Genomic DNA, 11,672 nt, shown 5'->3' with positions numbered 1-11,672 from the left:
GGTGCAGCTGCCCGCAAATGTGGCGTTACTGGTGCACGAGGGTGTCAGCGTCTTTTTTGCGCCATCGCGCCAGGCCGCTTTGCAATTTAGCAGTGGTCGCGGTATAAGGAATCTCTTATCTGGATGTTTAGATGTCTATACGCCCATGAGGTCAAATGCAAACAACACAACAACAAGGTGGGCAGCTTAAGCGCACCATGAAGACTCGCCACCTGATTATGCTGTCGCTGGGTGGCGTTATTGGCACAGGGCTATTTTTTAATACCGGCTATATCATCTCCACCACCGGAGCGGCGGGTACGCTGCTGGCCTATCTGATTGGCGCGCTGGTGGTCTGGCTGGTGATGCAGTGTCTGGGCGAACTCTCGGTGGCGATGCCGGAAACCGGGGCGTTTCACGTCTACGCCGCCCGCTATCTCGGCCCGGCGACCGGGTACACCGTCGCCTGGCTCTACTGGCTTACCTGGACCGTCGCGCTTGGCTCAAGCTTCACCGCCGCCGGATTCTGCATGCAGTACTGGTTCCCGCAGGTGCCGGTATGGGTCTGGTGCGTGGTGTTCTGCGCGGTGATTTTCGCCCTCAACGTTATCTCCACCCGCTTCTTTGCCGAAGGTGAATTCTGGTTCTCGCTGGTGAAGGTGGTCACCATTATTGCCTTTATTATTCTCGGCGGGGCGGCGATCTTCGGCATCATTCCGATGCAGGATGGCTCCCCGGCGCCGGGGCTGCGCAATATCACCGCCGAAGGCTGGTTCCCGCACGGCGGTCTGCCGATCCTGATGACCATGGTGGCGGTTAACTTCGCTTTCTCCGGCACCGAACTTATCGGCATCGCGGCGGGGGAAACGGAGAATCCGCACAAAGTCATTCCGGTGGCCATTCGCACCACCATCGCCCGGCTGATTATCTTTTTTATCGGCACCGTCTTCGTGCTGGCGGCGCTGATCCCGATGCAGCAGGCGGGAGTCGAAAAAAGCCCGTTTGTGCTGGTGTTCGAAAAGGTGGGGATCCCTTACGCGGCGGATATCTTTAACTTTGTGATCCTGACGGCGATTCTATCGGCGGCCAACTCTGGCCTCTACGCCTCCGGGCGGATGCTGTGGTCGCTCTCCAATGAAAAAACGCTGCCGGCCTGTTTTACTAAATTAACTAAAAACGGCGTGCCGCTGACGGCGATTTCGGTGAGCATGCTCGGCGGCGTGCTGGCGCTCTTCTCCAGCGTCGTGGCCCCGGATACGGTGTTTGTCGCGCTGTCGGCGATTTCCGGCTTCGCGGTGGTGGCGGTATGGCTGAGCATCTGCGCCTCGCACTTTATGTTCCGCCGTCGCCATCTGCAGCAGGGGAAGGCGCTAAGCGAACTGCACTACCGCGCGCCGTGGTATCCGCTGGTGCCGGCGCTGGGATTTGTGCTTTGCCTGGTGGCCTGCGTGGGTCTGGCGTTTGACCCGAGTCAGAGGATTGCGCTGTGGTGCGGGATCCCGTTCGTGGCACTGTGTTATGGTGCGTATTATCTGACTCGTTCACGGAAACTCACCCAGGAGCCTCAACATGTCGCAGAATAATCCGTTAACCGCCCTCCTTGACGCAAAGCCCTTTATCCTGCTGGACGGCGCGATGGCGACGGAGCTGGAAGCGCGCGGCTGCAATCTTGCCGACAGCCTGTGGTCGGCGAAAGTGCTGGTCGACAACCCGGAGCTTATCCGCGAAGTTCACCTCGACTATTTCCGCGCCGGCGCGCAGGTGGCGATCACCGCCAGCTATCAGGCGACGCCGGCGGGCTTTGCCGCCCGCGGCCTCGATGAAGCGCAGTCGAAAGCGCTGATCGGCAAAAGCGTTGAGCTGGCCCGCAAGGCGCGGGAGGCGTATCTGGCGGAAAACCCGCAGGCGGGCGCGCTGCTGGTTGCCGGTTCGGTCGGGCCGTACGGCGCCTTCCTGGCGGACGGTTCGGAGTATCGCGGCGATTATGTCCGCAGCCGTGAGGAATTTCAGGCGTTTCATCGTCCGCGCGTGGAAGCGCTGCTCGACGCCGGGGCCGATCTGCTGGCCTGCGAAACGATGCCGAATTTCGCCGAGATGAAGGCGCTGGCGGAGCTGCTGACCGCCTATCCGCGCGCGCGGGCGTGGTTCTCGTTTACCCTGCGCGATGCGCAGCATCTCAGCGACGGCACGCCGCTGCGGGAAGTGGTTGGTGTGCTGGCAAACTATCCGCAGGTGGTGGCGCTGGGCATTAACTGTATCGCGCTGGAGAACACCACCGCCGCGCTGGCGCATCTGCATAGCCTGACGGCTCTGCCGCTGGTGGTTTATCCTAACTCCGGGGAGCACTATGACGCGGTATCCAAGACCTGGCATCACCACGGCGAAGCCTGTGCAACGCTGGCGGAATATTTACCCCAGTGGCTGGCGGCGGGGGCGAAGCTGATTGGCGGCTGCTGCCGCACGACGCCGAAGGATATTGCCGAACTGAACGCCCGGCGTTGAGTTTGCGCCGGGTGGCGGCTGATGCCTTACCCGGCCGACAACGTGCACGAATCGTAGGCCGGGTAAGCGTAAGCGCTACCCGGCATCAATCATCCGGCATCCGCTAACACAAACATCCCGTACGGGTGGATTTCGAGATAGTAATGCTCGCCGACGTCCGGCTGCAGCCGCGTCGCGTTCACCTGCAGCAAAATTTCCTGCCCGTGCCACTCTACCGTCACCTCGTACTGTGGCCCCATATAGGCCACGTGGCGAATCGTGCAGCGCTGGCTCTCCTCGCCGCGATCGCTCAGGGTGATCGCCTCCGGGCGGACGCCGACGCTGCCCTCGCCGTGGGCGGCAAAATGCGGCGGCCTCGGCAGCCGATAGCCATAAATATCGACGAATCCCTCGCTGAAGGCGGCCGGGAACAGGTTGGCATCGCCCATAAAGCTCGCCATAAAGCGCGACGCGGGCTGGCGGTAAAGATCCTGCGGCGAGCCGATCTGCATGATATGCCCCTTATTCATCACCAGCACGGTATCGGAAACCGCAAAGGCTTCACTCTGATCGTGGGTCACGTACAGCGAGGTGATATCAAACTGCTTTTGCAGTTCGCGGATCTTATCGCGCATGCTGCGCCGCAGGTTGGCGTCGAGGTTGCTTAACGGCTCATCAAACAGCAGCACCTTTGGCTTGAGGATCAGGGCGCGCGCCAGCGCTACGCGCTGCTGCTGGCCGCCGGAGATCTGATCAACATAGCGGTCTTCGAAGCCCTCCAGATCCACCATCGCCAGCGCCTCCTTCACCCGCGCTTTCACATCGCTGCGCGACGCGCCGAGCATCTTCAGACCGTAGCCGACGTTGTCCCCCAGCGACATATGCGGAAACAGGGCGTAAGACTGAAACACCATACAGATGTCGCGCTGCTGAATGGAGCGATGGGTCACGTCTTCGCCATCGATGAAAATCTGCCCTTCGCTCGGTTTTTCCAGCCCGGCGACCAGGCGCAGAATGGTGGTCTTACCGCAGCCGGAAGGGCCGAGCAGGGTCACCATTTGCCCCTGCGGGATGGTGAGATTGATATTGTCGATAACCGTGTTGCTGCCGAATCGCTTGGTGACGTTGCGCAGTTCAACAAAATTTTTCTGACTCATAGTGCGCTCCATTACGCCTGGTTTTTGGCTTTTGACCGGGAGATACGCGCTTCCCCGATCAGCCAGTCAAAGATAAAAATAATCGCCAGCATCACTACGATCAGAATCGATCCGTAGGCGATCGCCACGCCGTATTCGCCGTCTTCCACCCGGTTGAGGATATAGGCGGTAGCGACGCGGGTGTCCGGCGTCACGAGGAACACAATGGCGCTGACGGTGGTAATGGCGCGCACAAAGCTGTAGATCAGCGCCGAGAGGATCGCCGGGCGCAGCAGCGGCAGCAGGATATGCGTAATGGTGCGCAGGGAACCCGCGCGCAGGCTGAGCGACGCTTCGTCCAGCGATTTGTCGATCTGGCCTAAACCGGCAATGCCCGCCCGGATGCCCACCGGCACGTTACGCATCACCATCGAGATAATCACAATCGCCGCCGTTCCGGTGAGGTACACCGGCGCGCTGTTAAAGGCGAGAATATAGGAGACGCCCGCCACGGTGCCCGGTACCGCGAAGCACAGCATGGTGGTGAACTCGATGGTCTTTTTGCCTTTAAACTGCTGACGCACCACGATCCAGGCGATCAGCAGGCCGAAGGCGGCGGTGATCGGCGCGGCGATCCCGGCGTAGAGCAGGGTATCGAGCAGCGAAGGCCAGGCGCCGTCGCTCATCCCCTGGCCGAACAGCTTGATAAAGTTATCCAGCGTCAGGGTGTAGTCCACGCCCCAGTTAACGGTAAAGCTGCCGTAGAAAATGCTGCCGTAGAGCAGGGCGTTGAAGGCGATCCACACCGCCAGAATGGCGATCACGCTCCACACCAGGGTCACCGGCAGCGGCTGCACGTCGCCGCGATAGGACTTACCGGAAACCGTGACGTACGAGCGCTTGCCGATCCACATATACTGAATGCAGAACACCAGCAGCGAGAACAGCAGCAGGAACGCGCCCAGGGTACTGGCGGCCTGATAATCGAGCTGCGAACCGGTGATATAGAAGTAGATTTGCGTCGCCAGCACGTCGAAGTTGCCGCCGAGCACCAGCGGGTTGCTGAAGTCGGCCAGCGACTGGACGATGACAATTAAAAACGCGTTCGCCAGCGCCGGTTTCAGCAGCGGGACGAAGACGCCGTTAAAGGTCTGCCAGCGGCTGGCGCGCAGGGTGTACGACGCCTCCTCCAGCGACGGATGAATGGTCTTAATCGCGCCGTCGAGGATCATAAACGCCATCGGAGTGAACGCCAGCACCTGCGCCAGCCAGATGCCGGTAAACCCGTACAGCCAGTTGGTGTTGGTTAAGCCAAACCAGTCGACCATCAGTTCGGTGACGTAGCCGGAACGGCCCATCATCAGGGTAACGCCGAGGCCGACGACAAATGGCGGGGTGACGATCGGCAGAATCGAGAAAATGCGGCCAATAATCGCGCTGCGCTTTGCGATGCGGGTGGTGTAAATCGCCAGCACCAGGCCAAAGAAGGTGCAGCCGATGCCTACCGCAATCGACAGGGCGATGGAGTTGAGGATCACCTGGACAATATGCGCCTGCGACAGCACGGCCATAAACGCCAGCGGGGCAAACTCGCCGGCGTCGTTGGTGAACATCGGGATGAAAATGGCGATGCTCGGCCAGACGATAAAGACGCCGATTAACGCCACGATGGTGACCAGCGAACCAATCACAAAGCGGTCGCCGCCCAGCCATTCCAGGCGGGTGAGCGCCAGGGTCATGATGGCGCCCAGCGCGACAAACAGCACGAGGGTGGCGTAGCCTAACCCGCGGCCTTCCACGGTGGCGCTGACGACGATAAACGCCATACAGAGGAGCGCCCAGCCGGCGTCGAGGTAGTGGCGGCTGCGCTGCTCCCGGCTGGCTTCCTGCCATGGACGAATCAGCAGCAGGCTCGGCAGGAGATACCACAGCCAGCTGATATTGAACTGTGACCAGCCGTAGGCCGCGAGAATTTCATCTTGCGTGGACTCCAGCAGACCGTAATCCAGGCTCCAGCTCGGCAGCAGGGCGAACGCCAGCCAGCCGAATAAAACCCAAAGGAATATCGCATCCCGCTTTTTCACGGGATGGAGTGCAAGTGTGTGTGACATAAGTTTTCCGGTGTCGTAGGCCGGGTAGGGCGTGGATGCCGCCACCCGGCAAATGAACGCAGTGCGGGCTTATTTACCCATCTTCACTTCGCTAACCCATTTATTGATGAGCGCTTTACGCACGTCCGTTGAGCCGTATTTATCCATGTCGTAGTTGATAAGCTTCAGGTCGTCGAGCTTCAGCGAGTTCGGCGAAGTTTCGGCGCTGGTGTTGGTCAGGATCTGATAGGACTTGCCTTTCTTCCACGCCAGCTCCTGGGCCTCTTTCGACAGCACCCAGTCGACGAACAGTTTGGCGTTGTCGAGGTTGCGCGCGCCCTTCAGAATGCTCACGCCGCCAATTTCGTAGCCGGTGCCTTCGCACGGCGAGATCAGCTCCAGCGGCGCACCCTGTTCTTTTTCCAGCGAATAGTCGTGCAGGAAGCCGATGCCGATGGCCGTTTCACCGCGGGCGGCGTTGCGCGCCGGGGCGATACCGGATTTCGTGTACTGGGAGACGTTAGCGTTGAGCTGTTTAAGATAATCGAAAGCCTGATCGTCTCCCCACAGCTGGGCGAAGGTCGCCAGCGCGGTGTAGGCGGTGCCGGAGCTCTGCGGGTCGGCAATCTGGATTTCGCCTTTATATTCCGGTTTGGTCAGATCCTTCCAGCATTTTGGCACCGGCAGGTTTTTCTCTTTCAGGCGCTGGGTGTTCACGCCGAAGCCGAGAATGCCGACGTACACCGCCGAGGAGTAGTTACCTTTCAGCTTCGCCGGATCGCGGAACTGCTCCATCACCTGCGTAAGATTCGGCGATTTATAGGGCTGCAGCAGGCCCATTTCGCCGGCCTGGGACTGCGGGTCGAGGGTGCCGCCGTACCAGACATCCGCCTGCGGGTTTTTCTTCTCGGCATCGACCTTCGCCAGCGTGCTGCCGGAGCCGTTGCGAATAAACGAGGTTTTTACGTCATATTTTTCGCCGAAGGCTTTAGTTTCCGCCTCACACATTTCGTTGGTGGCGCTGCAATAGACCACCAGACGACCTTTGGCGTGCGCCGCGCCGCTTAACGTCGCCAGCGCAATGCCGGAAGCAATCAGGGTAGTGACCAGCGTTTTTTTCATTATTTTATCCTTTGAGCAGCAGAGGTAGTAATGCTCGCCATCAGCAGCGGCATCAGCAATAAACCCATCAGAACTGCGGCGACCGAGAGTAAACTGAACATCCCCGACCAGCCGTAGCGTTCAATGACCAGCGACAGAGGCCAGCCCGCCAGCGCTGCCCCCAGATAGGCGAACAGGCCGAGAAATCCGCTGATTGACCCCGCCGCCGCTTTGTGTCCGCACTCCACCGCCGCGAGGCCAATCAGCATTTGCGGGCCAAAAACGAAGAAGCCCACCGTAAAGAAACACACCGCCAGCAGCGCGTAGTGGTGTACCGGCGCCAGCCAGAGCGCGGCGACGGAGACCATCAGCCCCAGCGTGAACAGTAAAATCATCGGCGCCCGCTGGCCGCTGAACAGCAGATCCGAACCCCATCCGGCGAACAGCGCGCCGAGCAGGCCGCCCGCTTCAAACAGCATCACCGTGGCGTTGGCGCTGAGCAGGTTGACGCCGTGGCTCTCCGTCAGCCAGATGTTGCCCCAGTCGTTGAGCGCGATGCGGATCAGGTAGACCAGCACATAAGAGACGCCCAGCAGCCAGATCATCGGGTTCTTCAGCATCGTGGTGCGCAGCATCTGCCACAGCCCCATCGGCGGGCTTTGCCGCTCCTGGCGCAGCTCCAGCGGGTCGTTACGCCAGGCGCCCACCGACGGCAATCCCTCTTCGCGGGGCGTTCCTTTCAGGTGCAGCGTTAACCAGATGCCTGATGCCATGCTGATCATCCCCGGTGCCAGCATCGCCGCCTGCCAGCCCCACCAGTGGGCGGCAAAGGCGCTAATCAGCGGGATAATCGCCCCGCCGATGTTGATCGACATATTCCAGCAGCCCCACCAGAAGCCGCGTTCGTTGCGCGAGTACCAGTGGGTTAGCAGGCGGGCGCAGGGAGGCCAGCCCCAGCCCTGAAAAAATCCGTTCAGCGTCCAGACCGCCAGCAGCAGCGTCAGCGACTCGCCGAAGGCGAAAACCACGTTCAGCAGACCGGTGGCGAACAGTCCCGCGCCCATAAACCAGCGCTGCCCGTGGCTGTCGTGCCACAGCCCGGCGGTAAACTTCGACAGGCCGTAGGTCAGGTAAAACAGCGACCCCAGCAGGCCGATATCGCCTTTATCCAGGCCCAGATCCGTTTGCAGCTCCGGCAGAACGTAGTTGACGCTTTTGCGCGTCAGGTAAAACGCCGCATACCCGATGACCATGTACATCAGCAGCTGCGGACGCAGCGTCCTGTAACGTTGATTAATGTCGGTTGCTGAGCGCATAGCCGTCTCCGTTTTGCTGACTATATGAAAGTGAAATCGAAAGGGGATGAGAGAAAGTCCGGAGTGACTAAGACTTTTTCCTGGTTAGCCGGCTGTTTGTTGCAAATTTGTGGGCAAGTTAACAATTACGCGTGTGCCGCGCTGCGACTCCAGCGTCAGCTCTCCGCCCAGGGCGCTGACCCGCTCACGCATGCCCTGAATGCCGAAGCCGGCCATTTTGTCTGGGCTGATGCCGATACCGTTGTCCTTCACCTCCAGGCGCAGCAGCGTCCCCTGCTGATACAGGGCAATGGCGACCTCGCTGGCGTCGGCGTGCTTACAGACGTTATTAAGCAGCTCCTGCAGCAGCCGATAGAGGGTGAAGCGCACCGTTTCGCTCTCCGGCGTGGCGGTGAGCCGGTAGTCAAAGCGACAGCGGATACCGCGCTCGGCAAAGGCAAACTCATTGAGCAAATGGTGTAGCGCCTCTTTAAACGACAGCTCATCGAGGGCCGGCGGGCGTAGCTGGCGCAGCAGCTGGCGGGTGGAGTGGTGAATACGCCGGGCGAGATCGTTAATCTGGCTGGCGGCGGCCTGGGTTTGCGCCGGATCGCGCGCCCGCTTCACCAGCTGCGACTGGATCTGAATGGCGGTAATATTCTGGCCGATTTCGTCGTGCAGCTCGCGCGCCAGGCTTTTGCGCGTATCCTCTTCGGTATGGATCAGCTTTTCGGCCAGCGCCCGCCGGGCCGCCAGCTCCGCCTCCAGCCGCTGGCGATAGTGGTGCAGGTTTTGCGCCAGGTGCTGCTGGCGGCTGATGGCAATGCCCAGCCCGATGCCGAGCAGCGCCTGGGTGGCCAGAAAAATCTCCAGCTCCACCAGGTTGCTGAATCCAACGCCAACCTGGCGGGCGATGGTGATCATCATGCTGCCCAGCAGGCCGGAAAGGACGCCGCCCTGCCAGCCGAACTTCCACGCCATCACCACGTTGGGCAGAAACACCACAATTAACAGCAGGCGCTCGATTTCCGGCGACAGTACCATCTGGGTGCCGATGCCGATGATAAAGAACAGGCTGCACCAGATGATCAATGAGGTGCGCAGCGGCGGATTATTGGTATCCAGCCCCAGTAGATGGTAGCGGTGCTGCTGGCGCAGGAATTCAAAAATCAGATAGACAAACGGCGTCAGCAGCACCCCGCCGGTAAACGAGGCCAGGCCGAGCATCATCGCCGGGCTTTTCACAAACGGCGAGAGCAGCGCGGTGTTGAGCAGCGCGCTGGCGGTGACCGTAGCCAGCAGCAGCGTCAGCCGCTGCCAGTAAAGGGGAAAGCGGTGCCAGAACTGTTGGGCGATGCCGGCGGGAAGCAGGCCGATCAACGGCGCGGCCAGCAGAATATAGCCGTTCAGCAGCTGTTCGCCGTGCAGCCAGAGCAGCATCAGCACCGGAGGCAGCACCAGCGCGGGCCAGTAGCGGCGCGAAAGCAGGATCAGCAGCGCCAGATAGACGCCGTGCGGCAGGAACAGCGCCGCCTGCTGGCCGTTATGGGTCAGGTAAAACCCGAGCGTCCACAGCATCAGCCAGCCGCTTCCCCAGGCCAGCACGATGAACAGCGAGATGACGCTGTGGCGAAGGCTGCGCGACATTAATGACCCGCCAGCAGCTGGTGGTCGAGGGCGAAATGGACCAGATCAATGGTGCTGTGACACTGTAGTTTGCCCAGCACGTTGGCGCGATGGACGTGAACCGTTTTGTGGCTGAGCTCGAGCTTAAAGGCGATCTCCTTGACGCTGTCGCCTTTAACCAGCAAATCAAAGACTTCGCGTTCACGCGGGGTGAGCACTTCCAGCACCTGCGCCGGTTGTTCTCCGCCGCGCAGCGCCCGCAGCGCATCGGCGCACAGGTAGTGTCCGCCCATACCGACGGAACGCACCGCCTGGACCAACTCTTCCGGGCCGCAGCGTTTGGTCAGATAGCCGCTGGCGCCGGCATCAAGCGCGCTCTGCACGAAGGTGGGGGTGTCGTAAATACTGAGAATAATGGCGCGGAACTGCGGCTTTTGCGCGCGCAGGCGCTTTAGCAGGCTCAGGCCGTTCTCATCCGGCATGGCGATATCCATGACCGCCACGTCGACGTCGTCGCGCAGCAGCGCCGGCCAGGCTTCCGCCGCGCGGCTGAACTGGCCAACCACCTCGAGATCTTCTTCGAGGCTGAGTAACTGCGCAAAGCCTGAACGCACCACCACATGGTCATCGACCAGCACCACTCGAATCATGTTTCTTCTCTCTCAGCGCATCATGGTTCTATGATGCCTGCCGCCGCTGCGCTGGCAATCAATCAGGCGCAGTTATGCAATGAATGTAACAAAATCGCAATACACTTCATCCTTCAAGCTGCCTCTTTGTTGGCTTCGTTTGCCCGCCCCGGTCACTGACTTATGTCAGCTCCCGGGGACGAACAACCTTGCCGCCTCGATGCAGCATGAATGATTTTGTGTATAAGCATTGCCGATTTTTTTCTAAAAACGCTTTGTTCTTAGCAAGAATTTTTAATTACTTCATCAAACGCATCGCGCCGGAAATACTGCACCCATAACAACTATGGGAAGCAGGCACTATGGCACTAAAATCGCGTATCACACTCATTGCCGCGCTGGCGCTGGCGGCGTTCCAGGCCCAGGCGGTCAACGTTACCGTGGCGTATCAGACCTCCGCCGAGCCGGCGAAAGTCGCCCAGGCGGACAACACCTTCGCCAAAGCGAGCGGGGCGACCGTCGACTGGCGCAAGTTTGACAGCGGCGCGAGCATCGTGCGGGCGCTGGCTTCCGGCGACGTGCAGATCGGCAACCTCGGCTCCAGCCCGCTGGCGGTCGCCGCCACCCAGCAGGTGCCGATTGAAGTCTTTCTGCTGGCCTCAAAGCTCGGTAACTCCGAAGCGCTGGTAGTGAAGAAGAGCATCACCAAACCGCAGGACCTGATCGGCAAACGCATCGCCGTGCCATTTATCTCCACCACCCACTACAGCCTGCTGTCGGCGCTGAAGCACTGGGGGATTAAACCGGGGCAGGTGCAGATCCTCAACCTGCAGCCGCCGGCGATTATTGCCGCCTGGCAGCGTGGCGACATTGACGGCGCCTACGTCTGGGCGCCGGCGGTTAACGCGCTGGAAAAAGACGGCACGGTTCTCACCGACTCGTCGCAGGTGGGCGAGTGGGGCGCGCCGACGCTGGACGTGTGGGTGGTACGCAAAGACTTTGCCGAAAAGCATCCTGACATCGTCAAAGCCTTCGCCAAAAGCGCCATTGACGCGCAGCAGCCCTATATCGCCAACCCGGATGAGTGGCTGAAGCAGCCGGAGAACATCAACAAGCTGGCGCGCTTAAGCGGCGTACCGGAAGCCGACGTCCCGGGGCTGGTGAAAGGCAATACCTACCTGACCGCCGCCCAGCAGGCGCAGGAGCTGAACGGGCCGGTGAATAAAGCCATCATCGACACCGCTAAATTCCTGAAAGAGCAGGGTAAAGTGCCCGCAGCGGGAAGCGACTACAGCCAGTACGTCACCGACCGTTTTGTGAAGTAAAGGAGGTCAT

The 11,672-nt window shown here is 60.4% G+C and carries 9 protein-coding genes; 3 read left to right on the top strand and 6 right to left on the bottom strand.

The genetic code is table 11. The annotated features are described in order from the left end of the window. Positions 1-155: 155 nt before the first annotated feature. On the top strand, positions 156-1,562 hold the full coding sequence (gene mmuP / locus ABLU87_RS28865) for an S-methylmethionine permease (protein ID WP_032748168.1): 1,407 nt from the start codon (positions 156-158) through the stop codon (positions 1,560-1,562). Continuing rightward, entirely contained in the window at positions 1,549-2,481 is a 933-nt protein-coding gene (gene mmuM / locus ABLU87_RS28860) for a homocysteine S-methyltransferase (RefSeq protein WP_048261368.1), read from the top strand. Before mmuP ends, mmuM begins: the two co-directional genes overlap by 14 nt. Before the next feature lie 89 nt (positions 2,482-2,570). On the opposite strand, the gene fbpC is transcribed toward mmuM, so the two are convergent. The 6 genes from fbpC to ABLU87_RS28830 form a co-directional block, all read right to left on the bottom strand. Then, a complete protein-coding gene (gene fbpC / locus ABLU87_RS28855) occupies positions 2,571-3,617 on the bottom strand; it encodes a ferric ABC transporter ATP-binding protein (protein ID WP_025107208.1) in 1,047 nt (348 codons plus the stop codon). Between the two features lie 11 nt (positions 3,618-3,628). Next, positions 3,629-5,707 carry an iron ABC transporter permease gene (locus ABLU87_RS28850; protein ID WP_025107207.1) on the bottom strand — a complete coding sequence of 693 codons (2,079 nt, stop codon included), beginning with the start codon at positions 5,705-5,707 and terminating at the stop codon, positions 3,629-3,631. Positions 5,708-5,776: 69 nt separating this feature from the next. Further along, positions 5,777-6,808 carry an ABC transporter substrate-binding protein gene (locus ABLU87_RS28845; RefSeq protein ID WP_025107206.1) on the bottom strand — a complete coding sequence of 344 codons (1,032 nt, stop codon included), beginning with the start codon at positions 6,806-6,808 and terminating at the stop codon, positions 5,777-5,779. Further along, positions 6,808-8,127 carry an MFS transporter family glucose-6-phosphate receptor UhpC gene (gene uhpC, locus ABLU87_RS28840; protein ID WP_259469487.1) on the bottom strand — a complete coding sequence of 440 codons (1,320 nt, stop codon included), beginning with the start codon at positions 8,125-8,127 and terminating at the stop codon, positions 6,808-6,810. Before uhpC ends, ABLU87_RS28845 begins: the two co-directional genes overlap by 1 nt. A gap of 60 nt (positions 8,128-8,187) precedes the next feature. Further along, positions 8,188-9,729 carry an MASE1 domain-containing protein gene (locus ABLU87_RS28835; RefSeq protein ID WP_025107205.1) on the bottom strand — a complete coding sequence of 514 codons (1,542 nt, stop codon included), beginning with the start codon at positions 9,727-9,729 and terminating at the stop codon, positions 8,188-8,190. Then, positions 9,729-10,358 (bottom strand): response regulator transcription factor, encoded by a 630-nt coding sequence (locus ABLU87_RS28830; RefSeq protein WP_014228124.1) that lies wholly within the window; start codon positions 10,356-10,358, stop codon positions 9,729-9,731. Before ABLU87_RS28830 ends, ABLU87_RS28835 begins: the two co-directional genes overlap by 1 nt. A gap of 341 nt (positions 10,359-10,699) precedes the next feature. Here ABLU87_RS28830 and tauA point away from each other — a divergent pair, with 341 nt between their 5' ends. Then, on the top strand, positions 10,700-11,662 hold the full coding sequence (gene tauA / locus ABLU87_RS28825) for a taurine ABC transporter substrate-binding protein (protein ID WP_046877019.1): 963 nt from the start codon (positions 10,700-10,702) through the stop codon (positions 11,660-11,662). Positions 11,663-11,672 lie beyond the last annotated feature (10 nt).

Source organism: Klebsiella sp. CB_Kp196 (genome assembly GCF_040061575.1).
GTDB lineage: Bacteria > Pseudomonadota > Gammaproteobacteria > Enterobacterales > Enterobacteriaceae > Klebsiella > Klebsiella michiganensis.
The sequence above is the reverse complement of the archived record's forward strand: the minus strand, read 5'-3'. Positions and strand labels throughout refer to the sequence as shown.

Excerpts from the sequence above, each read along its gene's own strand:
- fbpC (WP_025107208.1), bottom strand. The coding sequence starts at position 3,617 with ATGAGTCAGAAAAATTTTGTTGAACTGCGCAACGTCACCAAGCGATTC.
- ABLU87_RS28830 (WP_014228124.1), bottom strand. The coding sequence starts at position 10,358 with ATGATTCGAGTGGTGCTGGTCGATGACCATGTGGTGGTGCGTTCAGGC.
- mmuM (WP_048261368.1), top strand. The coding sequence starts at position 1,549 with ATGTCGCAGAATAATCCGTTAACCGCCCTCCTTGACGCAAAGCCCTTT.
- tauA (WP_046877019.1), top strand. The coding sequence starts at position 10,700 with ATGGCACTAAAATCGCGTATCACACTCATTGCCGCGCTGGCGCTGGCG.
- ABLU87_RS28845 (WP_025107206.1), bottom strand. The coding sequence starts at position 6,808 with ATGAAAAAAACGCTGGTCACTACCCTGATTGCTTCCGGCATTGCGCTG.
- ABLU87_RS28850 (WP_025107207.1), bottom strand. The coding sequence starts at position 5,707 with ATGTCACACACACTTGCACTCCATCCCGTGAAAAAGCGGGATGCGATA.
- ABLU87_RS28835 (WP_025107205.1), bottom strand. The coding sequence starts at position 9,729 with ATGTCGCGCAGCCTTCGCCACAGCGTCATCTCGCTGTTCATCGTGCTG.
- mmuP (WP_032748168.1), top strand. The coding sequence starts at position 156 with ATGCAAACAACACAACAACAAGGTGGGCAGCTTAAGCGCACCATGAAG.